Source organism: Polaribacter sp. R77954, assembly GCF_044595335.1.
Lineage (GTDB): Bacteria > Bacteroidota > Bacteroidia > Flavobacteriales > Flavobacteriaceae > Polaribacter.
Genome location: NZ_CP138992.1, coordinates 3,980,486 through 4,005,634 on the forward strand (window position 1 = coordinate 3,980,486; position 25,149 = coordinate 4,005,634).

Below are 25,149 nucleotides of genomic sequence, written 5' to 3' on the forward strand. Positions count from 1 at the left end.
AAAAAACGTATTAAAATAGCCTGTTTTAGGGGTTGTTTTAGCTATTATTAAATCAATTTTTTGTGATTAAGGCTTAACTTTAATGTAAAAATAATACCATTTTTTAGCATATCAATTAAAAAAATCACAAAAAAATGTAACTAAAGTCCTTATTTTTACACTTATTCAATTATGATAAAAAGTAACATAAAACCAATAGAATGAAGCTAATCATTAATAACCTAACTAAAACGTATAAAAACGGAGTAAAAGCCATAGATAATTTAAGTATTGAAATAGGTACAGGAATGTTTGGTTTATTAGGGCCAAATGGTGCAGGTAAATCTTCTTTAATGAGAACCATTGCAACACTACAAAGTCCAGATTCTGGATCTATTACTTTTGGCGATATTAATGTTTTGGAAGATAATATGTCACTTAGAAAAGTATTGGGGTATTTGCCTCAATCTTTTGGGGTATATCCTAAAATGTCTGCTAATGATTTATTGGATTATTTTGCCACTTTAAAAGGGGTTGCAAATAAAGCCGATCGTCAAAAACTAATTAAAGAGTTGTTAGAAATAACGAATCTATATGAAGTTAGGCACAAACATGTAGCAGGGTATTCTGGAGGTATGAAACAACGTTTTGGAATTGCCCAATTATTGCTAAATAACCCAAAATTAATTATTGTTGATGAACCAACTGCAGGTTTAGACCCTGCTGAAAGACATCGATTTTTAAATGTTTTAAGAGAAGTAGGTACAAATTGTACCGTTATTTTTTCTACACATATTGTAGAAGATGTAAAAGAATTGTGCAATGAAATGGCCATTTTAAATGGAGGTAAAATTTTAAAACACACAACACCACAAGAAGCTACAAAAGAAATTGAAGGGCAAATTTGGAAAAAAGTTATTAATAGAGATGATTTAGAAGAGCATGAAAAGTTGTACAATATTCTGTCATCCAACTACAATCAAGATAATACATTAAACATAAGAGTTTATTCACCAGAAAAACCTGCAGAAGATTTTATTTCGGTTATTCCTCAATTAGATGATGTATATTTTATCGCTTTAAAACAAGATGAACCTGTAATAGTTTAAAGTTCAAAATTACACGTTTTGAGTTCAATTTAACAATTCAACATTTACACAATTACACATTTTATATGTTTTCAACAATATTCAAACAAGAATTAAAATACTGGTTTAAAAGACCATTGTTTTACATTTATATGGCAATTTTTGTAACCATTGCTTTTTTTATATCTGCAACTTCTGCAGGTATTTGGGATAGTATTACAGGTACTGTAGGTTCATCAAGAATTGTAAATTCGCCCATAAACATAGTAGGCAGTTTTAATGCATTTACTACACTCATATTCTTTTTATTTCCTTCTATTATTGGTGTTTCTATTTATAGAGATTTTAAGAGCGAAATGCATACCATTTTATTCTCTTATCCTTTTACCAAAGCCAATTATTTATTTGCTAAATTTTTGAGTGGTATTGTTGTGGTAACAGCAATTCTTTTTGCAGTAGCTTTAGGGATGATGATTGGGTATCGATTTCCAGGAACCAATGCAGATATTGTTGGCGATTTGAATGTAATGAGTTATGTAAACACCTATTTGATATATGTTTTACCCAATATGTTGTTTTTTGGGGCAGTAGTTTTTGCAGTGGTTACTTTTTCTAGAAATGTTGGCGCTGGTTTTATTACTGTAATTATTTTAATGTTTTTTCAAGGTGCTATTAGCAATATTTTTTCAGAACCAGAGCAAGAAACCCTATTAGCTTTATTAGAGCCTTCTGGGTTTTCTGCATTAAATAAATACACAAAATATTGGACAGTTTATGAGCAAAATGAACTGCAAGTTCCTTTAGAAAATCTTATTATATATAATAGGTTATTATGGCTTGCTATTTCTAGTTTGGTATTTGCAGTAGTTTATAGGTATTTTAAATTTAGTCAAAATGCCATAACTATTTCATTTAGAAAACCAAAGTCAGAAAGGGTTATTAAAAGAAATTTTAGCGGAATTACAAGAATAGTTTTGCCAAAGGTTACACACAATTATTCTTTTGTCCAAAATTTAAAAACGATGTGGAGACTATCTAACATCGATTTTAAATATATTTTTAAAAGCATTCCGTTTATCTGTATATTAATTGTTGGGATTATTGTTTTAATTACTTCATTATTTACAGTGGGCGAAATTTTTGGAACATCAACACTACCAGTTACCAGACAAATGCTTGATGGTGGTGTTTTATTCGAGGTTTTAGTCATTAATATTTGTACTTTTTTATATGCTGGCATGTTGGTGCAAAGAGCCAATACAGCTAATGTAAATCACTTAGTAGATTGTACACCAATACCTAATTGGACGTTGCTTTTCTCTAAATTTATTGCGCTTGTAAAAATGCAGATTGTATTGTTGGCTGTAATTATGGTTTCTGGAATGTTATTTCAAATTTATCAAGAGTATTACAATTTTGAAGTGGAACATTATATTAAGGAATTATTTGGTTTAAAACTATTGGGTTTTGTGGTTTGGGCATTGCTTGCTATATTTATTCAAACTCTGGTAAAAAATCAATATTTAGGTTTTTTTATCATTTTTATTATTGCTTCTGTGATGCCTTTCTTGCCAATTATTGGTATAGAGTTGCCAATATTTAGATATAACCAAGGTTCAGGAGTTAGTTATTCAGATATGAATGGTTATGGAACATCATTATCAAGATATTTATGGTATAAATTGTATTGGGTTTTAGGCGGAACAATCCTTTTAATTTTAAGTGTTTTATTTTGGGTTAGAGGTTTGCCAAGCTCTTTTTTAGAACGTATTCATATTGCAGTACAGCGTTTTAAAATACCGCAAATTATTACATTTTCAGTGGTTTTTATAGCATTTGTAACCTTAGGGACAGTTATTTATTTAGAGACCAAATCCGACAGCGAAAACTCATCTTCTAAACAAGCAGAATTGGATGCAGTTGAATGGGAAAAAAAGTATAAAAAATACGAAGACTATCAACAGCCTAGAATTGTTGCTGTAAAAGCAGATGTTGATATTTATCCAAAGAAAAGAACGTACAAAGCAAGCGCAGTATACACCATGGTAAATAAAACTAATGAAGCTATTGATAGCGTTTTTGTGAATCACAATTCGCTAGAAAACACGTTTGAGTTTAACAAATCAAGTACGTTAGTTTTAGAAGATACCATTTTTAATTTTGATATTTTTAAGTTTGAAAATGCCATTCAACCTGGTGATTCTTTACAGTTAACCATTCAAGTAAAAAGTGAAGAAAATTCTACTTTTCGACAAAAATCATCAATAATTGAAAATGGAACGTTTATCAATAACTCTTCGATGTTTCCTTCTTTAGGATATTCTTCTCAAGGAGAATTAAGAGATAATAAAACCCGTAAAAAGTACGATTTACCACCTAATGATTTACATCCTTATCCTACAGATTCGACTGCTTTAGGAAACACTTATATTTCTAAAGATTCAGATTGGATAGATTTTGAGGCAACAGTATCTACATCAAAAGACCAAATTGCAATTGCCCCTGGATATTTGCAGAAAGAATGGGAGGAAGGTAATCGCAAATATTTCCATTATAAAATGGATAGCAAAATCTTAAACTTTTACGCGTTTAATTCTGCAAGATACGAAGTGAAAAAAGAGATGTATAAAGGGGTAAGTTTAGAAATTTACTATCATAAACCACATACCTTTAATTTAGATAGAATGTTAAAAGGGATGAAAGCCTCTTTAGATTATAATGAGAAGAATTTTAGTCCTTATCAACACAAACAATTACGAATTTTAGAGTTTCCAAGAACATTTGGAACCTTTGCGCAATCTTTTGCAAATACCATTCCGTTTTCAGAAGGTTTTGGTTTTATTGCAGATGTTGATGATGATAATGAAGATGGGGTTGATTATCCTTTTGCAGTAACCGTGCACGAAGTTGCGCATCAATGGTGGGCGCATCAAGTAATTGGTGCAGATGTTTTAGGGGCTACAATGTTGTCCGAAAGTTTATCAGAATACGTTTCTTTAAAAGTGTTAGAGCATCAAAATGGAAAAACTAAAATGCGTACTTTTTTAAAGGATGCTTTAGATGGGTATTTAATGCAAAGAACCTTTGAAAGTAAGCGCGAAAAGCCTTTAATGTATAATGACGGGCAAGGCTATATTCGTTATCAAAAAGGATCTTTAGTGTTTTATGCCTTGAGTGATTATATAGGTGAAGAAAAGTTAAATAGCGCTTTAAAAAGATATGTAGAAAAGGTGAAATTTCAAGAAGCGCCTTATACCACTTCTTTAGAAATGGTGAATTACATTAAAGAAGTTACCCCAGATTCTTTACAATATGTAATTAAAGATATGTTTGAAACCATAACTTTATATAAAAACAGAATTACAGATGTAAAATCTACAGCATTAGAAAATGGTAAATATCAAGTAGATATTGAGTTTGAAGTGGCTAAATATAGAAATAACGAAAAAGGAAAAAAGATTTATGGTGATCAAGTAGGGGACACCTTAACGTACACATCAGAAAAAATGAAAAAACCAATTTTATCTTTAAAATTAGCAGATTATATTGATATTGGTGTTTTTGGTACAGAAGAAGTTGATGGTGTAAAAAAAGAAGTAGAATTGTATTTACAGAAACATAAAATTACTCAGATTCATAATAAAATCAGCATAATTGTTGATCAAAAACCTACTGAAGTTGGTGTAGATCCTTACAATAAATTAATCGATACGCAGTCGATGGATAATCGTCAGAAAATTTAATTTTGCTATTTGGGTTAGAATATTGTAGAAACTAAAATAATAAAAAAGGAGATTCAATAAAAATCTCCTTTTTTAATGCGGTTATAATTGTTGTATTATTTTATATCGAACCTGTCTAAATTCATCACTTTTGTCCATGCTTTTACAAAATCGTTTACAAAACGTTCTTCACCATCATTAGCACCATACACTTCGCAAACCGCTCTTAATTCTGTATTAGACCCAAAAATTAAATCTGCTCTTGTGCCATAAAATTTCATGGCTCCAGTGGCTCTATCACGTCCTATAAATTCTTTTTCTTCGGTGTTTGCAGCACTCCAAGTTAATGAGAAGTCTAAAATATTAGTAAAGAAATCATTACTTAAAGAACCTACATTTTCTGTAAAGACTCCGTGTTTAGAATTGTCATAATTTGTTCCTAAAACTCTTAAACCACCAACTAAAACGGTCATTTCAGGAATTGATAATGATAATAAGTTTGCTTTATCTACTAATAAATCTTCTGCAGAAACATTTAATTTCGGATTCATGTAATTTCTAAAACCATCAGCAATTGGCTCTAAATAGCTAAAAGATTCTAAGTCGGTTTGTGCTTGAGATGCATCTCCTCTTCCAGAGGTAAAAGGTACAGTTATAGAATAACCAGCATTTTTAGCAGCTTCTTCAACTCCTGCAGTACCAGCTAAAACAATTAAATCTGCCATAGAAATGGTACCTTTAAACTCTTGTTGAATTCCTTCTAAAACAGTTAAAACCTTATGTAATTCATCAGGATTGTTAACTGCCCAGCTTTTTTGAGGTTCTAAACGAATTCTACCTCCATTGGCACCTCCACGTTTATCTGAATTTCTATAGGTTGATGCAGAGGCCCAGGCTGTTTTTACGATTTCAGAAATAGATAATTCAGAAGCTAAAATCATTTGCTTTAAAGTTGCAATATCCTCATCAGATAAAACATAAGCTACTTTAGGAATTGGATCTTGCCAAATTAATTCTTCAGTAGGTACTTCTGGCCCTAAATAACGATCAACAGGCCCCATATCTCTGTGGGTTAACTTATACCAAGCTTTTGCAAAAGCCTCTTCAAAAGCTTTATGATTTTTATGAAAATATTCTGAGATTTTTCTATAGGTAGGATCAATTTTTAAAGCCATGTCTGCAGTAGACATCATTATAGATTGTGTTCCAGTTCCACCAGCAGCTGGTGCTTTTCTGGCTTTAGACGCTTCAGTAGGTACCCATTGATGTGCACCTGCAGGACTTTTGGTCAATTCCCAATCATAATTTAATAAAACATCAAAATAATCAGCATCCCATTGTGTTGGGTTTGGGGTCCAAGCGCCTTCTAAACCACTTGTAATCGTATCGTCTAAAACACCAGTTTTATAAGTGTTTTTCCATCCAGTACTCATTTCTTCAATTGCAGCTCCATGAGGTTCTGCACCTACATATTTATCAGGATCAGCAGCTCCATGAGCTTTACCAAAAGTATGACCACCAGCAACTAAAGCCACTGTTTCTTCGTCGTTCATTGCCATTCTGCCAAAAGTAATTCTAATATCATGTGCAGATTTTAAGGGGTTTGGCTCTCCATTTGGTCCTTCAGGATTTACATAAATCAACCCCATATGTACAGCACCTAAATGGCCTTCTAAATCACCATCAGAAGTGTCGTATCTTTCATCATTATCTAACCAACCCGTTTCGCTACCCCAATACACATCCTGTTCTGGTTCCCAAACATCTTCTCTTCCTCCTGCAAACCCAAAGGTTTTAAAACCCATAGATTCTAAAGCACAATTACCTGCTAAAACCATTAAATCTGCCCAAGAAATTTTATTTCCATATTTCTTTTTAATTGGCCACAATAATAATCTGGCTTTGTCTAAGTTTCCATTATCTGGCCAACTATTTAAAGGCGCAAATCTTTGAGAACCTGTACCAGCTCCACCACGTCCATCTCCAACCCTATAAGTTCCAGCACTATGCCAAGCCATTCTAATCATAAACCCTCCATAATGTCCGTAATCTGCAGGCCACCAATCTTGCGAATCTGTCATAAGGTTGATGATATCTTGTTTTAATTCATTGTAATTGATGCTTTTAAATGCTTCTGCATAGTTAAAATCTGCACCCATTGGGTTAGATTTTAATGCATTTTGTCTTAAAATATTTAGTTTTAATTCGTTTGGCCACCAGTCTCTATTTGAAGTTCCACTTCCAGCAGTTTTTTTTAGGCTTCCACTCATAAAAGGACACTTTTGACTTGCTTCAGATTCGTTTAATTTCCAAACATTTGTGTTTGGATTAGATTTTTTATTTTCCATAAGTTGAATATTAACAGTTAATTAGAAATTCAAAATTACATTATTTTTTTAAATAATTTTTATCTATAATTTTTATTTAATAATAATTTATAACTATCAAAAGGGTTTCGTGTCTAAATTTTTTACCATTTATTTTTTAGGTGAAATAAAAATTAAATCATATTGAAAAAACCTATTCGTAAATAAGATATTTCTTTTTTTTTAGTGCTTATATTCAGGAAAAGCCTATAGTTTTGCAGTGTAACAAAACCAAAAAAATTAATTTAAAATAAAACAAAATGGCAACAGCAGTTGGAAAAAAATTCCCAGATTTAAATGTAGACGCAATGAATGAAATGGGAGATACATTTAAGTTAAATGTATTAGAAGAAGCAGTTAATAACAAGAAAAAAGTGTTATTATTTTGGTATCCAAAAGATTTTACTTTTGTGTGTCCAACAGAATTACATGCTTTTCAAGCAGCTTTGGGTGAGTTCGAAAAAAGAAATACTATTGTTATTGGTGCATCTTGTGATACTCCAGAAGTACACTTTGCTTGGTTAAGCACTTCTAAAGATAATGGTGGTATTGAAGGCGTAACATATCCAATATTAGCAGATTCAAACAGAAACTTGTCATCTATCTTAGGGATTTTAGATATTACTAACGAAACTTTTGATGAAGCTACACAAACTGTACAAGTAGAAGGTGATAATGTAACCTATAGAGCTACTTATTTAATTGATGAAGAAGGAACTGTTTTTCATGAAGGAATTAACCATATGCCTGTAGGTAGAAATGTAAACGAATTTTTACGTTTAATTGATGCTTATGCTCATGTACAATCTCATGGGGAGGTGTGTCCTGCAAACTGGGAAGAAGGTAAAGAGGCAATGTCTCCAAATGCAAAAGGAACCGCTGATTATTTAGCAGCTCACTAAAAATAATAATAAATTATGAATTACGAGGTTTAAAAACTCGTAATTCATAATTTAAAATATAAAATTCAAATGGTACAAGAATTAACAACAGATAACTTACAAGAAATTGTAAAAGAAAATCAAAAGGTAGTAGTGCAATATTCTGCAACATGGTGTGGAAATTGTAGAATTATGAAGCCTAAATTCAAAAAATTAGCTACAGAAAATGACAACACAACTTTTGTAATTGTAGATGCAGAGAAATTTCCTGAAAGTAGAAAATTAGCAGATGTAAGTAATTTACCAACTTTTGCAACTTTTGTAGGTGGCGAAAAGAAAAATCAAGTGCAAACGAATAAGTTTGATATATTAAAAGAGTTAGTTGCTGAAGTTGTTTAATTTCATAGTATTAAATCTAATTAAATTGTAAATTATGAAGTTACCAGTTATAAAGCATTTAACAAATTTTATTGAAGAAAACGATCAAGATTATATTTTAGAAACTATAGAAACTTTAGAGGCTTTAACAGAAGTTCCATCACTAAAAGATGAAGAATTAGATGTTATTGGCGAGTTAATTTCTAATTTATACGGTGCTGTAGAAGTTGATAAAATGATTAAAGATGGCACACCAAAGAAGGAAGCGTTAAACGCTTTTATGAAACGTGTTTTAGGTTCTATTGATAATTAAATATCCACAAATATTTGATATATACCTCAAGTAAAACCTTGAGGTTTTTTTATAGAATTCATTTTTTAAGTTGCTGTAAAACCTCATTTCCTCTAATAATTGCGCCTTCCATATATCCACCATAATGTGGTGAAGTTTCAGAACCAGCTATAATAAATCGTTCGTTTAAATAATGTTGTTGATAAATTGAGTGCCCATTATTATAATGTGGACTCGTAAAATTATCATTTCCGACGTTTAAAAAAGTTTCCTTACTCCATACTTTTTCTTCATAAAAAAGATAGTTTTTTCCATCATCACCAAAAAATTTAAACAGTTGTTCTTGTATTTTTTTTATTCTGATGATTTTGCTTTGATGTGACAAAGCACCATTTAAAAAGCCCATTAATGCAAAATGTTTATTATCAAAATCGGTATGATCATAGATTTCAGTAAACGGGCCAACATTGCTAAATCCAACACCAGATAAACCGTGTTCTTTCCAAAAGGGACGTTGATAAACCACTGCAAATTTTATGGAATCTTTCATCCAAGTGTGGGTGTTTTTAGCAATTCTTATCACATTTGAATTCAATGGAGGCGAAAAATCAATCGAATTTACAAGAAGTTGAGGTGGAATAGTAGAAATAACAACATCAGCCGAAAAAGTTGTATTTTTGGTAATTACTTTTATTGATGTTGAATTACCAATAACAGTAACTACTTTTTGATTTGTTATGATTTCATCAGCGCTTAAATTATCATGTAACTTATCTAAAAGTGTTTTTGTGCCTCCAACAATTCTATAGCTAACTTCTTGGTTATCATTGATTTTGAAGCGTTGAGTTGGTGTTAATGTATTGGCTTCAAACAAAGCATCTCCATGCATATTTTGTTCAAAAATGGAAATGTTTAACGCTTTACAAAGTTTTAACAACTCAGAATTGTATTTCCAAAGCCAAGTGGCACCTAATTCAACTTTAGTATTCTTAATAGTTTTGGTGAAAATTCTACCACCAATTCTATTGTTTGCTTCTATAATTTGAATGTTAAACCCTTCTTTTTTAAGTACATGACCTAAATACAAGCCAGAGATTCCTGCTCCTAGAATAATTATTTTTTTATTCATAAAGAGTTCAAGTCTACTGTTCTTCAATTTCTTTAGAATGCTCAGAATACGTTCTCCATTTCTCTAAACAATCACTAATATCTTTAGGGATTTCTGAGTCGAATTGCATAAATTTTCCAGTTACAGGATGTGTAAAACCTAAAGTTTTGGCATGTAAAGCCTGTCTTGGTAAAACTTTAAAGCAATTATGTACAAATTGTTTGTATTTAGTAAAAGTGGTGCCTTTTAAAATATCATTGCCTCCATAACGTTCATCGTTAAATAATGTATGGCCAATATGTTTAAAATGTGCTCTTATTTGGTGGGTTCTACCTGTTTCTAATTTACATTGTACTAAAGTTACATAGGTTAAACGTTCCAGAACTTTAAAATGAGTAACTGCGTGTTTTCCGAAATCACCTTCTGGGAAAACTGCCATTTGCAAACGATTCTTTAAACTTCGTCCAATATTTCCTTCAATTCTACCTTCATCTCCCTCTATATTTCCCCAAACTAAGGCATAATACAAGCGCTCTGTAGTTCTGTCAAAGAATTGTTTTGATAAATGAGCTAACGCAAATTCAGTTTTTGCAACTACAAGAAGTCCGCTTGTATCTTTATCAATTCTGTGCACTAAACCAGGTCTTTCATTAGCATTAGTAGGTAAATTTTCAATATGATGAATTAGGCCATTTACCAAAGTTCCTGAATAATTTCCATGACCAGGATGTACCACCATTCCTGCTGGTTTGTTAACAACAATTAGAGTGTCATCTTCATAAACTATATCTAAAGGAATATTTTCTGCAACTAATAAATTTTCAGGAGGTGGATAAGCTAAAACCACACGTACAATATCACCTGGTTTTACTTTTTGGTTAGATTTTACAACCACATCATTCACCAAAATATTACCTGCTTTTGCGGCTTGTTGTATTTTGTTTCTGGTTGCGTTTTCAATAAAGTTCATTAAAAACTTATCTACGCGTAAAGGTATTTGTCCATCACTTGCTACAAACCTGTGATGTTCGTACAAGTCATCGTTTTCTATATTTTGAGAAGGTTCTTCTTTCAATGGTGTCGTTTTCTAGAGTTGCAAAATAACAACTAATTATTGATTTAAACTCATTACATATTTTTTTGGTGTTGTACCAAATTTCTTTTTAAAAGCTGCTATGAAATGGCTGGCTGTACTATACCCAATTTGCGAGCCCACTTCGTTTACATTATACTGGTTACTTTCTAAAAGTCTTCGAGCATATTCCATCTTGTAATCAAACAGAAAACTATACACAGTATCTCCATAAATTTGCTTAAAACCTTCTTTTAGTTTTTTTATGTTTAAACCAATTTCATTGGCCAATTCCTGTAAACTAGGGGGCTCAGCCATTCTTTCTATAATTATTTCTTTTGCTTTTCTAATTTTTAAGACATTTTGCTCATCTACTAAAAAAGGGCAATACTCTCCTTCTACATTTTCGTCTTGTTGAAAATGTAAACTTAGTAATTCATAAACTTTACCTTTAACGTATAAATTTCTAATAGAACTATTGATATTTGAGTTTATAATTTGCTGTAAAACAATAGAAACAGTGGGTTTTATTTCTGTATCATCGTAATATTTTCGATTTTTATTTTCATCACTTAAAAATGGAATATAACCAGATTCTTTAGAGAATAAAGAGTGAAATTTTTCAATTGAAATTAATAAAGAAAGTAAAGTAGTTTTAGGTTGATTTTCTAAATGAATGGGCAGGGTTCTCTGCGGATTGTATAAAAGAATAGACCTTGCGTCTAAAACATCAAAAGAATAAGCGCCATTGTTAAACAAAAATTTAGAATACCCTCGCAAACAAAAATGAATTTGAATAAAGGTACTATTAATAGCCCTTTCAAAAACCTGTACTTCTTTGCTTTCGTTCTGAAAATGAAGTACATAAAAACCATCATCTAAAGTGATTTCCTCAAAAGTACTTTCTCCGACATTTTTAAACATATTGGTTTACTTAAATTTGATTTATTTTATTTAGAATGGTTCTATATAGTGTGTTTGTAAAACCTTGTGAATACTACAAAAATAAGGGTTTTTAGAGGTTTTAGGGTTAAAAAACATATAAAAAACATATAACGTTATAAAAAGTACTTTAAGCGATGTTTTTTTTTAAATATAGTTTTTACTTTTGACCAACTTTTAAAATAAAATGCAAGAAGTAAGGCAGGAGCACTTTTATAATATTGGGGTTAGTTACAAAAAAGCGGATGCTAACACGCGCGGAAAATTTTCTTTATCTAAAGAAAGTCAAAAATCTTTATTGACTTTAGCGAAAGAAAAAGGATTTGAAGGTGTTTTTGTTTTATCTACTTGTAACCGAACAGAAATTTCTGGTTTTGCAGAAAGACCATGTCAGTTAATCGAATTGTTATGTGAATTTTCAGAAGGTACAATTCAAGAATTTGCAAAATTCTCAAACGTTTATAAAGATCAAGAGGCAATTCATCAATTGTTTAGAATTGGTACAGGTTTAGAAAGTCAAATTTTAGGAGATTACGAAATTGTTGGGCAATTAAGGCAATCTTTTAAAATGGCAAAAGCTTTAAAAACCACTAATGCTTATTCAGAAAGGTTAATAAACTCTGTACTTCAGGCTAGTAAAAGAGTTAAAAATGAAACTAGATTAAGTTCTGGTACAACTTCTGTTTCTTATGCAGCAGTGCAATATATCATAAAAAACCTACCAGATTACAATTCTAAAAATATTTTAGTATTTGGTTTGGGTAAAATGGGAAAACATACTTGTAAAAATCTTGCAGAATATACACAAAACAAGCAGGTTTCCTTAATCAACAGAACAGAAGAAAAAGCAACCGAGTTTGTAAAAGAACATGCTACAATTAGAAAAGCATTGATTCAAAACTTATCTAAAGAAGTTGCTAAAGCAGATGTACTCATTGTTTCTACAGGTGCTGATAAACCAACAATTACAACAAGTCACGTAGCCAGTAATAAAGAATTATTGATTCTTGATTTGTCAATGCCAGAAAACGTAGCTAAAGATGTTGCCAATTTTGGTGATGTTACTTTGGTTAACGTTGATGAATTATCTAAAATTACAGATGAAACTTTGGCAATACGTCAACAAGAAGTTCCTTTGGCAGAGGCAATTATTGAAACCCATAAGTCAGAATTTAATAGTTGGTTAAACCACAGAAGGTTCACTCCTACAATTGCTGCTTTAAAGCAATCATTAGAAAATATTAAAAAAGACGAGATTAATTTTCAAAAGAAAAAAATAGCAAATTTTGATGAAGATCAAGCAGAACTGTTAACTTCTCGTTTTATTCAAAAAATAACTACTCAATTTGTGAAGCATCTTAAAGATGAAGAAACATCTGTTTCACAAAGCCTTCAAGTAATTAACAAGGTATTTCAATCTTAAAAAAGATGCAAAAAACCATTAGAATAGGTACTCGCGATAGCCAACTAGCGCTTTGGCAAGCTAAAAAAGTACGCAGAGAATTGTTAGAATTAGGTTACGATTCTCAAATCGTACCCATAAAATCTACTGGAGATCTAGTTTTAGATAAACCTTTGTATGAACTAGGAATTACGGGTATTTTTACCAAAAATTTAGATATTGCTATGCTTAATGGCGATATTGATATTGCTGTACATTCTTTAAAAGATGTGCCAACAGTACTACCAGAAGGTATCATTCAAGCAGCGGTTTTAAAACGTGCCAATTACAACGATATTTTGGTTCTAAAAGATACTGAAGAGTTTTTTGGGCAACCTAATGGAGTAATCGCAACTGGTAGTTTGCGTAGAAAAGCCATGTGGTTGAATCGTTATCCAACCCACAAAGTAGTCGATTTAAGAGGAAATGTAAATACACGTTTACAGAAGCTTGAAGATAATGATTGGAATGGAGCTGTTTTTGCAGCTGCAGGTTTAGAAAGAATTGGCATACGTCCTGCAGGTGCCATTAATCTCTCTTGGATGATTCCTGCACCAGCACAAGGTGTTATTATGATTGCTTGCTTAGAGAAAAATGATTTTGTTAAAGATGCTTGCGAACAATTAAATCATTACGAAACGCAAGTTTGTGTAGGTATTGAAAGAGAGTTTTTAAATCAATTAGAAGGTGGTTGTACAGCGCCAATTGGTGCTTTGGCTTATGTTGATGAAAAAACGGAAGAAATTAACTTTAAAGGTGTTTTACTAAAAAGAGATGGCTCAAAAAAAATAACAGTCAATAAAACTGCCAAAATGGGGCGTCATCGTTATTTGGCAAAAGATTGTGCAGATTATGTAATTAACAGAGGTGGAAAAGATTTAATGTTAGAAGATGAAGAGATTTCAGCTGTAAAACATCATATTTACTCTACAAAAAAGTTGTCAGAAGATCAAAAGAAAACACTGCCACATACCATTGGAATTCAAGATAGCGACTTCATTAAAATTCGTTTCAATAGAATTCCACCAAAGGTGATGAAAAACGAAATCGAAAACGTTATTATCACGAGTCAGAATGGAGTAGAGGCAATTTTAAATTCGTTCACCAAAAATGAGCTTCAATTTAAAGACATTTATTGTGTAGGTAGAAGAACAAAAAAATTAATTGAAAACAGAATTGGTAAAGTTACTCACGTTGCAAAAAACGCTAAGAAATTAGCAGAATATTTGGCTAAAGAATTAGATACTAAAGAAGTAACTTATTTTTGTAGCGATTTACGATTAGATATTTTACCCGCATTTTTAAAAACGCAAGATATTGTGGTTAATGAAGTTGAGGTTTATAAAACAATGTTAAGTTCCGAAAAAATTAGCGATGCTGTTTCTGGAGTTTTGTTTTACAGTCCTTCTGGGATTGAGAGTTATTTGAAAGAAAATTCTACAGATAAAGTCGCTTTTTGTATTGGAGAAACCACAGCAAAAGAAGCAAGAAAATATTTTGATAAAGTTGAAGTTGCAAATATGCCAAGTGTAGAAAGTGTTTTAGAATTGGTGAAAACGTATTACGCAAGCCCATCTTAATCTTCCCAAAAGGAAGGAATAGATTGTGGAAAAGTATGCTGAAAATCCTGCAAGGTTTCCAAAACCTTGTAGGTATAAAATAAATAAAGAGAATACCTACAAGGTTCAAAAGAAACCTTGCAGGAGAAAATATTAATTTAACAAACAATTTTTAAGAGTGTGCGCCCCTTTGGGGAAACAGGAGATTAAACAGGGACTTTTTATGTTTAGAACAAGAAGATTAAGAAAATCAGAAGGAATAAGAAGGTTGGTAAAAGAAACCAAATTATCTGTAGATGATTTTATCTATCCATTATTCATAGAAGAAGGCGAAAATATTGAAACAGAAATTGTTTCAATGCCAGGTATAAAACGTTTTTCTTTGGATAAAATTTCTAAAGAATTGGATGAGGTTGTAGAACTCAACATTCCTGCAGTTTTATTATTTGGTATTCCATCAGAAAAAGACGATGAAGGTACAGAAACCTGGAATGATAATGGAATTATGCAACAAGCCATTCGTTTTATCAAAAAGAATTACCCAAGTGTATATGTAATTACTGATGTTTGTTTTTGCGAATATACTTCTCATGGGCATTGTGGAATTATTCATGATAATGATGTTGATAATGATGCTACTTTAGTAAATATTGCCAAACAAGTTATTTCTCACGCTAAAGCAGGCGTTGATATGGTTGCACCTTCAGGAATGATGGATGGAACTATAGATATGATTCGTCAATCTTTAGACAATACAGGTTTTGTAAACTTACCAATCATGGCATATTCTGTAAAATATGCATCCGCATTTTATGGGCCATTTAGAGATGCAGCAGATTCTGCACCCACTTTTGGAGATAGAAGAACTTATCAAATGGATCCATCAAATAGAGACGAAGGAATGCGTGAAGCTACTTTTGATGATCAAGAAGGCGCAGATATTTTAATGGTAAAACCAGCATTATCATATTTGGATATTATTAGAGATTTAAAAAATAATTTTGATAGACCTATTGCGTGTTATAATGTTAGTGGAGAGTATGCAATGGTAAAAGCAGCAGCAGAAAAAGGTTGGATTGATGGTGAACGCGTAATGATGGAGAGTTTATTGTCTATGAAAAGAGCAGGAGCAGATATTATTATTACCTATTTTGCAAAGGAAGCAGCTAGATTATTATTAAAAAAATAGTTTTTTGCTTTCGGCTGTTAGCATTTTGCGAATAGCCAAAAGCTTAAAGCCAAAAGCTAAAAAAATGAAATTCAAAAAATCACAAAAACTATACGAAAAAGGATTAAAAAACCTTGTTGGAGCCGTAAATTCTCCTGTAAGAGCTTTTAGTTCAGTTGGTGGAAATCCGTTGTTTATCAAAAAAGCAAAAGGAAGTAAAATTATTGATGTTGATGGAAACGAATATGTAGATTTAGTGGTGTCTTATGGGCCAATGATTTTAGGTCATAGACATAAAAAAGTAGAAAAAGCAGCTAAAAAAGCACTAAAAAATGGCTATTCTTTTGGTGCATCAACCGAAGCAGAAATTAAATTAGCAAAAATAGTCTGTGATGCTTTTCCTGAGATGGATAAAGTCCGTTTTGTAAACTCAGGAACAGAGGCTGTTCTTAGTGGAATTCGTTTAGCAAGAGCATATACAGGAAAAGATAAAATCATTAAATTTTCAGGTTGTTATCATGGTCATCAAGACGCATTATTGGTAGCTGCTGGTTCTGGTTTAGCAACTTTGAGTTTGCCAGGTTCTAAAGGAGTTCCTGAAGGAGCTGTAAAAAATACATTAATTGCAGAATACAATAATTTAGAAAGTGTAAAAGTTCATTTCGAAAAACACGATGATATTGCAGGAGTAATTATTGAGCCAATTGCTGGTAATATGGGGGTTGTAATTCCTCAAAATGATTTTTTAAAAGATTTGAAAGAATTGGCACATCAAAATGGAGCTGTTTTAATTGCTGATGAAGTTATGACTGGTTTTAGATCTACTTTTGGTGGTGCTCAAGAAAAATTAGGTGTTACTGCAGATATTACCTGTTTAGGTAAAGTAATTGGTGGTGGTTTTCCTGTTGGCGCTTATGGTGCGAGAGAAGAAATTATGCAAGAAGTTGCACCTTTAGGAGGTATGTATCAAGCAGGAACATTGTCTGGAAACCCAATAGCAATGGCTGGTGGGATATCAACCTTAACAGAGTTGAAGAAACAAAATCCGTATGAAAAGTTCGAAGAAATTGGGAGCATCATAGAAGTGATTTTATTAGAAACTGCTAAAAAGTATAATGTAGATTTAGTAGTAAATCGTTTTGGTTCTATGATGAATCCTTTCTTTACTAAAAGTAAGGTTACTAATTTTGCAGAAGCACAAACTTCAGATACAGAAAAATTTGCGGTTTTCTTTTGGGAGATGATTAAAAACGGGGTGTTTTTACCACCTAGTCAGTTTGAAGCTTGGTTCTTGAATTCGGCTATTTCAGAGAAAGATATAAAAGTGATTGCAGATGCAACTGATAAAGCGATGTTGGCGGTATCTGAAATGTAAATTGAACAAACAACCGCGAAGAAATAAAGGTCGCAAAGTTTTTTATAAGTAATGTATACTTTGCGGCCTTTAAGAAAAAACTTTGCGAACTCTGCGTTTAAAAAAAATAAGATGACTGATATAGTCGATTGTGCTTTAAAAGTTCATAGAGCTTTAGGTCCAGGTCTTTTAGAAAGTTCTTACGAAGAGTGTTTATTTTATGAACTAAGAAAAAGAAATTTAAAAGTAGAAAAACAAAAAGCACTACCATTAATTTATGAAGATGTAAAACTGAATCTAGGTTATAGAATTGATTTAATTGTTGAAGATAAAGTAATTATTGAATTAAAATCTGTAGAATTGATAAACGATGTTCACCTAGCTCAAGTGTTAACTTACTTGAAATTATCAGAATGTAAATTAGGGTTATTAATAAATTTTAATGTTGCTTTAATAAAACACGGAATTAGAAGAGTAGTAAATAATTTGTAGAATTAACCGCAAAGAAGTAAGGGCAAGCGCAAAGTGCGCAAAGAAACTTTTATAATACCTTTGCGAAAAAGCTTAGCGCCTTTGCGTTTAAATTATGATAAAAAACGACCTATTTTTAAGAGCATTAAAAGGAGAAACAGTAGATAGACCTCCAGTTTGGATGATGAGACAAGCAGGAAGATATCTGCCTGAATTTATGGAAATCAAAAAGAAATACGATTTCTTTACACGTTGTCAAACTCCAGAATTAGCCTCAGAAATTACAGTACAACCTATTAGAAGATATGGAATGGACGCTGCTATTTTGTTTTCAGATATTTTGGTAATTCCACAAGCAATGAATATAGAAGTGGAAATGAAACCAAATTTTGGACCATATTTGCCAAATCCAATCAGAAATCAAAAAGACTTGGATTCCGTAATTATTCCTGATATTCAAGAATCTTTAGGTTATGTAATGGATGCCATAAAAGCAACCAAAGAAAAACTAAATGATGAAATTCCATTAATTGGTTTTGCTGGTTCACCTTGGACGATTTTGTGTTATTGTGTGCAAGGCCAAGGTTCTAAAAACTTTGATAAAGCCAAGGAGTTGTGTTTTACAAATCCGATAGTTGCGCATTCATTGCTACAAAAAATTACAGATACTACCATTGCCTATTTAAAAGCAAAAGTTGAAGCTGGTGTAAATGCAGTTCAGATTTTTGATTCTTGGGGAGGCATGTTATCACCAACAGATTATCAAGAATTTTCTTGGCAATATATTCAACAAATTATCAATGCCTTAAAAGACGATGCTCCAGTAATTGCATTCGGTAAAGGATGTTGGTTTGCGTTGAACGAAATGGGTAAATCTGGTGCTTCTGCATTGGGTGTAGATTGGACCTGTTCTGCAAGAAATGCGCGTTATTTATCTGGAGGTAGAATTACGTTACAAGGTAATTTCGATCCTTCTCGATTGTTGTCTCCACCTTCTGAAATTAAAAGAATGGTACACCAAATGATTAACGAGTTTGGGAAAGACAGATACATCGTAAATTTAGGACACGGAATTTTACCAAATATTCCTGTTGAAAATGCAAAAGCATTTGTAGATGCTGTAAAAGAGTATAAAGTTTCATAAGTTGATAATAATTTGGGCGTTACCAAGTGAAAAAACTTGGTCGCGCTTTCCATTATATCCCTGAAACAAGTTCAGGGGATGCCATTGCAATCGCTAACGCACTTTTTTGCCAGCTAAAAGAGTAGAGTATGGCGTTAATCATCATCAATTAAAGAAAATACAAAACCTTAAAATGACCAAATGGGAAGTCATTAAAAACCTAAACTACAAACAAATCAGTGCATTATTGGTTTGGTTTTTAAAACACCCATTTTTTATGTTTGCTACATTTAAGGCAACAATTCATACCTTAAGAATCGCGGAAAAAGAATTTCCAAAAACGCATGGTTTGCATAACAAAGCAAATGCTTTTCGTCACGCAATTTGGAATGTTCTTATAGCGCAAGAATGTGCTAAATTTAGTTCAGATCTAGATAAAGTTCTAGCTTGGACAAAACAAATTACAGATTGGCATGAAGAGTTTTCGCCCAACGAAAAAATGGCAAAATTAATGGATTTGCATAATAACAAAATAGGCAGAAAACATTTCGTCAACTTAAAAGATAGTTCCAAAACCGAGATTATTAATGTATTCTATTTAAAACTAGAAAGTGCAGTAAAAATTAATTCAGAATCAGCCTTAGAAGAAATTGATAATTTGGTATTTTTGGAAGACTAAATTCATTACACATAGTGCTATGTTAAAAAACATCATTTTAGGAATCAAAGAATACGCAGGTGCTCTTGAACTCATTTCAAAATTAAAACTCTGGAGGTATTTTATTATACCAATATTAATAAGTGTATTAACGGCTGTTTTTATTGGGTTAGAAGCCTATGTATTATCAGATAATGTGGGTGCTTTCATTGCCAAAATTTGGATTTGGGATTGGGGAAAAGAGACTTTTACATCCATCAGTAATTTTGTGGGTGGAATTGTAGTGCTTGTAATTGGTCTAATTTTATATAAGCACATTATTATGGCATTATCTGCGCCATTTATGAGTCCTGTTTCCGAGAAAATAGAAAAACACTATTATGGAGATACAAAACATATCCACAGAAAAACAACAAATACAGATCAGCTAATTCGTGGTATACGAATAAACGTAAGAAATTTAGGGAAAGAATTATTAATTACAATTCCCATTCTATTGTTAAAATTCATTCCAATTGTAAATATTTTCTCTACTATTCTATTGTTTTTAGTGCAAGCCTATTATGCAGGTTTTGGTAATATGGATTATACCTTAGAACGACATTTAGATTACAAAGAAAGTGTTGAATTCGTAAGTAAAAACAAAGGTTTTGCAATTGGGAATGGCATTGTGTTTATGCTGTTTTTGTTTATTCCTATTATAGGAATCATCATTGTATTACCACTTTCTGTAACTGCATCTTCTCGAAAAACGCTAAAATTATTGCACAATAAACACGAACTTGTTTATGAAAAATAATCATCCTGCAAGGTTTCAAAGACCTTGTAGGTATATATAGATGTCTTTAACTAGTCCTTTAAGACTTCCTGCAAGGTTTCAAAAACATCCTGCAAGGTTTCAAAAACCTTGTAGGTATAATTTTAAAAAAAAATATAATTTGAAGTTAGAAAAATTAGAAAAAGACAAGTATTACCACATTTATAATAGAGGAATAAATGGAACTGATATTTTTGTTAGTGATGAAAATATGAGATACTTTTTGCGGTTGGTAAAAAAGTATTTGACTTTAAAAATTTCTATATTTTCATATTGCTTACTAAATAACCATTTTCATTTTTTAGTTAGAATTGATTGCGATGAAAATATAGCCATTCAATCTTTTTCTAATCTATTCAATGCCTATGCAAAAGCGTTTAATAAGCAACAAAATAGAACAGGTAGCTTGTTTGAAAAACATTTTAAAAGAAAGCAAATTGTATCCGAAGAATATTTAAGAAACACCATTCTTTATATTCATAAAAACCCAGAAAATCATAATTTGATTGATGATTTTTCCAAGTATGAATTTTCTTCATATCAAGAGATTTTAAAAGGGAATTCAATTATTGTAAGTTATGTTGAGGTAATTGAAATTTTTGAGGATATTGAAAATTTTAAATTTGTACATAGAGAAAAAAGTTGGAGTGAAATCAAAGAAATACATACCTACAAGGTCTTAGAGACCTCGCAGGAAAAGTCAACGAAATCTAAAATTAATCCAATAAGTTTGAAAAATAAATTCTACAATTACATTGAAAACTTGCAAGATACTATTACCTCTAAATTAGAAGAAGTAGATGGTTCTGCAAAATTTGAAGAAGATCTTTGGAGTCGCGAAGAAGGTGGTGGAGGAAGAACAAGAGTCATAGAAAATGGAGGTATTTTTGAAAAAGGAGGAGTAAATATTTCTAAAGTTTTTGGTGAATTACCAGAACCTTTACGAAAACAATTCGGGGTTGAAGAAGGTAATTTCTTTGCTTGTGGATTAAGTTTAGTATTGCATCCAAAAAACCCTTTTATACCAACAGTGCATGCCAATTGGCGTTATTTTGAAATGTATGATGAAGTAGGAAATATTGTAACCCAATGGTTTGGTGGTGGGCAAGATTTAACGCCTTATTATTTGTTTAATGAAGATGCAATTCATTTTCATACCGTTTGTAAATCGGCTTGCGATAAACATCATTCAGGTTTTTATCCAAAATTTAAAGAAACGTGTGATAATTATTTTTGGAACACCCACAGAAACGAAGCACGTGGAATTGGAGGTTTATTCTTTGATTACCTAAAAGAAACAGATGAATTTTCAATAGAAGATCGATACAATTTTGTAACTGAAGTAGGCAATAGTTTCTTAGAAAGTTATATTCCAATTGTAAAAAAACGAAAAGAAATTGCTTACAATAAAGAGCATAAAGATTGGCAAGAAGTAAGAAGAGGGCGTTATGTAGAATTCAATTTAGTGCATGATAGAGGAACTCTTTTCGGTTTAAAAACAAACGGTAGAATAGAAAGTATTTTAATGAGTTTGCCTCCAGTTGTTCAATGGAAATACAATCATCACCCTAAAAAAAAATCTGAAGAAGCGAAATTATTAGAAGTTTTGAAGAGTCCTAAAAAATGGATTTAAAATTAAGTTAATGTAAGGTTAACGACACATTTTTTCAAAAATTAAATAATCATTTTTCTTACTTTTGAGAATGCAAAAAAAAAATTAGACTCCTAATTTCTGTTTCAATTTTAGGGTTATTGGCACTTTCATTAATTCAAGGCTATTTAATTAACAATACATACAAATTAGAAAAAGCGGCTTTTATTTCAGAAACTCGACAATCTATTTCAAGAATTGATGATTTATCACCAAATTTAGATACTATTAATGACTTCTGGCAAAATCGTTTTTTAAATGTAATTGCAGATTATAAAATAGGTTCGATTTCAAAACAACAAATCCTACCTAAATTCGATTCTATAACCAACATCATTAACAATTTATATATAAAAACTTATCAAAAAGATTTAAGAGAAAGAAATATTGATGATAATTTAAAATTTCAAAAAATTATTAAAACAATAATTCTATTAGATTCCACTCAAAATGATACTATTTTTAAGCAAAAAAATAATCAACCATTTCATTTAATTGGCGATAAATTTTCAATGGATGAAGGACATAAAGTAAGCAATTCTCTTTGGTTAACGGACCATTCATCAGATAGGGTTATAAATGGAGAAATGAAAGAAATTAGTTTCGATTTGCAATTCGAAACCGAAGATAGAATGAATATCGATGGTTGGAAAAGAATTGTTTTAGGAAGAATGGCATTGCTATTGTTGATTTCAATTTTAATTTTTCTATTAGTTTTTGGCTTGCTGTATTATTCCATCAAGAGTTTCATCACCCAAAAGAAAATTGCAGATATCAAAACCGACTTTGTTAATAATATTACACACGAATTAAAAACACCCTTGTCAACGTTAACATTAGCCACAAAAATGCTAAAATCTAATGAGGTGATTTCTACTACAGAAAGTTCTAAAGCTATTGTAAATACAGTAGAAAGGCAAAATGTTCGTTTGCAAAAGTTGATAGATCAAGTATTGAATAATTCTTTGGGATATCAAGAAATTTCACTTCAAAAAGAAACTGTAAATGCCCATACGTATTTAAATATGATTGTTGATGATTTTCAACTGTCATTAAACGATAAAGCCATTAAAATTGATAGAAACATCAACACAAAACAACAAATTCATATCGATAAGTTTTACTTTACAACTGCGATTTTAAATATTTTAGAAAATGCAGTAAAATATGGAAAAGACCAATTAAAAATTAACATTTCAGCAAATTTAGATAAAGATTTTATACTATCAATTTCTGATAACGGTTTAGGAATTCCTAAAAAAGAACTACATTTCTTATTCGATAAATTTTACAGAGTGGGCAATAAAGAAATACATAACGTAAAAGGTTTAGGGTTAGGTTTGTACTACACAAAGCAGATTGTAAAAGCCCATCAAGGAAAAATTTTTGTTAAAAGTGAAATAAATTTAGGTACTACATTCACCATTAAAATACCTTGGCAAAAATGGTAGCAAACAAACACATTTTATTGGTAGAAGATGATGCTGATTTTGGGTCTATTTTAAAGCAGTATTTAGAAATGTCTGGCTTTTCTGTAGAATGGGTAAAAGATGGTGAAGAGGCATTACAGTTATTTCAAAAAGGGAATTTTAATATTTGTGTTTTAGATGTAATGATGCCAAAATTAGATGGTTTTTCTACTGCAAAACAAATTATAGAAATCAATCCAGAAGTACCTTTTATTTTTTTAACGGCTAGAAAAATGAAAGAAGATAAATTAAAAGGTTTAAAATTAGGGGCAGATGATTATGTCGTAAAACCTTTTGAAGCCGATGAATTGGTGTTGCGTTTAAATAATATCCTAAAAAGAAGCCAAAAATACTCAACAATATCAACCCAGATTTCTAAAGAAGAAATCATAAATATTGGCAATTATAAATTTAATACCAAAAGGTTAGAGTTATTGTTTAATGAAACCTCGCAAAGACTAACAGAAAAAGAAGGAGAGCTAATTCTTTTTTTATACCAACATAAAAATCAGTTGTTAAAAAGAGAAGAAATTCTAAATTCTGTATGGAAAAATGACGATTTTTTTTCTGGCAGAAGTATGGATGTTTTTATCAGCAGATTACGAAAATATTTTAAAGAAGATTCATCCATTTCAATACAAAGCATTCGCGGAATAGGATTAGAATTTAAGGTTAAAAAACTTAATTTTTAAAAGTTGCCTAAGTAATACCTTAAAAAATCTATAACTGAATTAATCCTCATAAAATAAGGTTCTTTTAATTTTTATATTCAAAAATTAAACCAATTAAATTTTTCTGTTAATGACTGTTTTAGTTAATGTTAATATTGGGTTAATGGTCTGTTTTTCTGTGTTTTAAATCTAATTCTAGTTTAAATTTGTAGGATATTAATCTTAAAAATCATTTTAATTATGAAACATTTATTTTTACCATCAGTACTCGGTTTATTGCTAACAACAAGCTTATTTGCACAAAAAACACCAATTCCACCTCAAACTCCAAAAACTACAACATCAACAAAAAGTACTTCGTATTCCATTACTTTTGATACAGATGATAAAGAAGAAAACTCTTCGGTTTCAATCAAGAGAAATGATGATGTATATAAATTTAATGCACGATTTCACGAAAGTAAAACCGGAAGTATCAAAAAAATGTTGATTGATAAACTAGGAAAATATGATTTAAGAGTAGATGGCGACACCTTTAGATGGATAAAAACCGAAGATGGCGATACTCTTTATGATTGCAAATTAACAGACGATACTTTAAAAATTTATGTTGATAAAGCCTATGCAAATCATAAAATTGTAGATATGATTAGCGAGTTTGGCAATGTGTTAAAAGACACTATTTCTGGAACTAATTCTGAGGAAGAAGCTAAAAAGCATGCAGAAAGGGCATTAAAAAGAGCAGAAAGGGCTTTAGAAAAAGCAAAAAGAGAGGTAGAAAGATTAAAAAGGAATTCAAGCAGCCGATAAATTAAAAGTATAAAATATTTATTTAATTAAGCTAATAATTAAGGTATATTTAAATATACCTTAATTATTAGCTTTTGTTTTGAGGATAATGTAATTTTAATTTAAGATGATTTCATTGATTTTAATTCT

The 25,149-nt window shown here is 31.1% G+C and carries 21 protein-coding genes; 17 read left to right on the plus strand and 4 right to left on the minus strand.

All coding sequences use genetic code 11. The features are described from left to right. Window positions 1–200: 200 nt before the first annotated feature. A complete protein-coding gene (locus SJY27_RS17200) occupies window positions 201–1,088 on the plus strand; it encodes an ATP-binding cassette domain-containing protein (protein WP_397446104.1) in 888 nt (295 codons plus the stop codon). A gap of 65 nt (window positions 1,089–1,153) precedes the next feature. Next, a complete protein-coding gene (locus tag SJY27_RS17205) occupies window positions 1,154–4,810 on the plus strand; it encodes a M1 family aminopeptidase (protein WP_397446105.1) in 3,657 nt (1,218 codons plus the stop codon). Window positions 4,811–4,905: 95 nt separating this feature from the next. Here SJY27_RS17205 and katG read toward each other — a convergent pair whose 3' ends face one another. Beyond that, a complete protein-coding gene (katG, locus tag SJY27_RS17210) occupies window positions 4,906–7,137 on the minus strand; it encodes a catalase/peroxidase HPI (protein ID WP_397446106.1) in 2,232 nt (743 codons plus the stop codon). A gap of 278 nt (window positions 7,138–7,415) precedes the next feature. Between katG and SJY27_RS17215 the strand changes: the two genes are divergently transcribed. From SJY27_RS17215 to SJY27_RS17225, 3 genes are all read left to right on the plus strand, one after another. Next, window positions 7,416–8,057: a peroxiredoxin gene (locus SJY27_RS17215; RefSeq protein WP_397446107.1), complete on the plus strand. Its 642-nt coding sequence runs from the start codon at window positions 7,416–7,418 to the stop codon at window positions 8,055–8,057. A gap of 69 nt (window positions 8,058–8,126) precedes the next feature. Then, window positions 8,127–8,435 (plus strand): thioredoxin family protein, encoded by a 309-nt coding sequence (locus SJY27_RS17220; RefSeq protein WP_397446108.1) that lies wholly within the window; start codon window positions 8,127–8,129, stop codon window positions 8,433–8,435. Between the two features lie 34 nt (window positions 8,436–8,469). Beyond that, window positions 8,470–8,727, plus strand: a complete 258-nt coding sequence (locus SJY27_RS17225; protein ID WP_397446109.1) for a DUF6952 family protein — start codon at window positions 8,470–8,472, stop codon at window positions 8,725–8,727. Window positions 8,728–8,785: 58 nt separating this feature from the next. On the opposite strand, the gene SJY27_RS17230 is transcribed toward SJY27_RS17225, so the two are convergent. The 3 genes from SJY27_RS17230 to SJY27_RS17240 are packed head-to-tail and all read right to left on the minus strand — an operon-like array spanning window position 8,786 to window position 11,810. After that, entirely contained in the window at window positions 8,786–9,835 is a 1,050-nt protein-coding gene (locus tag SJY27_RS17230) for a flavin monoamine oxidase family protein (RefSeq protein WP_397446110.1), read from the minus strand. A 13-nt stretch (window positions 9,836–9,848) separates the two neighbouring features. Beyond that, window positions 9,849–10,889: an RluA family pseudouridine synthase gene (locus tag SJY27_RS17235; protein WP_397446111.1), complete on the minus strand. Its 1,041-nt coding sequence runs from the start codon at window positions 10,887–10,889 to the stop codon at window positions 9,849–9,851. A gap of 36 nt (window positions 10,890–10,925) precedes the next feature. Next, on the minus strand, window positions 10,926–11,810 hold the full coding sequence (locus tag SJY27_RS17240; protein ID WP_397446112.1) for a helix-turn-helix domain-containing protein: 885 nt from the start codon (window positions 11,808–11,810) through the stop codon (window positions 10,926–10,928). Window positions 11,811–12,015: 205 nt separating this feature from the next. On the opposite strand from SJY27_RS17240, the gene hemA reads away from it, so the two are divergent. From hemA to SJY27_RS17300, 12 genes are all read left to right on the plus strand, one after another. Continuing rightward, window positions 12,016–13,251 carry a glutamyl-tRNA reductase gene (gene hemA, locus SJY27_RS17245; RefSeq protein ID WP_397446113.1) on the plus strand — a complete coding sequence of 412 codons (1,236 nt, stop codon included), beginning with the start codon at window positions 12,016–12,018 and terminating at the stop codon, window positions 13,249–13,251. A 5-nt stretch (window positions 13,252–13,256) separates the two neighbouring features. Continuing rightward, entirely contained in the window at window positions 13,257–14,849 is a 1,593-nt protein-coding gene (gene hemC / locus SJY27_RS17250; protein WP_397446114.1) for a hydroxymethylbilane synthase, read from the plus strand. A gap of 202 nt (window positions 14,850–15,051) precedes the next feature. Next, window positions 15,052–16,017, plus strand: a complete 966-nt coding sequence (gene hemB, locus SJY27_RS17255) for a porphobilinogen synthase (protein WP_397446115.1) — start codon at window positions 15,052–15,054, stop codon at window positions 16,015–16,017. Window positions 16,018–16,081: 64 nt separating this feature from the next. Next, complete coding sequence (hemL, locus tag SJY27_RS17260; RefSeq protein WP_397446116.1) at window positions 16,082–17,371, plus strand: glutamate-1-semialdehyde 2,1-aminomutase; 1,290 nt, start codon at window positions 16,082–16,084, stop codon at window positions 17,369–17,371. 111 nt (window positions 17,372–17,482) lie between these two features. After that, window positions 17,483–17,842, plus strand: a complete 360-nt coding sequence (locus tag SJY27_RS17265; protein ID WP_397446117.1) for a GxxExxY protein — start codon at window positions 17,483–17,485, stop codon at window positions 17,840–17,842. Window positions 17,843–17,936: 94 nt separating this feature from the next. Beyond that, window positions 17,937–18,965 (plus strand): uroporphyrinogen decarboxylase, encoded by a 1,029-nt coding sequence (hemE, locus tag SJY27_RS17270; protein ID WP_397446118.1) that lies wholly within the window; start codon window positions 17,937–17,939, stop codon window positions 18,963–18,965. 106 nt (window positions 18,966–19,071) lie between these two features. Further along, entirely contained in the window at window positions 19,072–19,623 is a 552-nt protein-coding gene (locus tag SJY27_RS17275; protein ID WP_397446119.1) for a DUF6973 domain-containing protein, read from the plus strand. Window positions 19,624–19,642: 19 nt separating this feature from the next. Continuing rightward, complete coding sequence (locus SJY27_RS17280) at window positions 19,643–20,401, plus strand: EI24 domain-containing protein (protein ID WP_397446120.1); 759 nt, start codon at window positions 19,643–19,645, stop codon at window positions 20,399–20,401. A 748-nt stretch (window positions 20,402–21,149) separates the two neighbouring features. Then, the gene (hemF, locus tag SJY27_RS17285) at window positions 21,150–22,052 is read left to right on the plus strand and encodes an oxygen-dependent coproporphyrinogen oxidase (protein WP_397447941.1); all 903 of its coding nucleotides are present in this window, start codon (window positions 21,150–21,152) and stop codon (window positions 22,050–22,052) included. A 119-nt stretch (window positions 22,053–22,171) separates the two neighbouring features. Continuing rightward, complete coding sequence (locus SJY27_RS17290) at window positions 22,172–23,521, plus strand: sensor histidine kinase (protein WP_397446121.1); 1,350 nt, start codon at window positions 22,172–22,174, stop codon at window positions 23,519–23,521. Then, window positions 23,515–24,231 (plus strand): response regulator transcription factor, encoded by a 717-nt coding sequence (locus tag SJY27_RS17295; RefSeq protein ID WP_397446122.1) that lies wholly within the window; start codon window positions 23,515–23,517, stop codon window positions 24,229–24,231. The genes SJY27_RS17290 and SJY27_RS17295 overlap by 7 nt, the downstream gene beginning before the upstream one ends. Window positions 24,232–24,450: 219 nt before the next feature. Then, window positions 24,451–25,020, plus strand: coding sequence for a hypothetical protein (locus tag SJY27_RS17300; RefSeq protein ID WP_397446123.1), 570 nt, complete (start codon window positions 24,451–24,453; stop codon window positions 25,018–25,020). The last annotated feature ends 129 nt before the right edge of the window (window positions 25,021–25,149 follow it).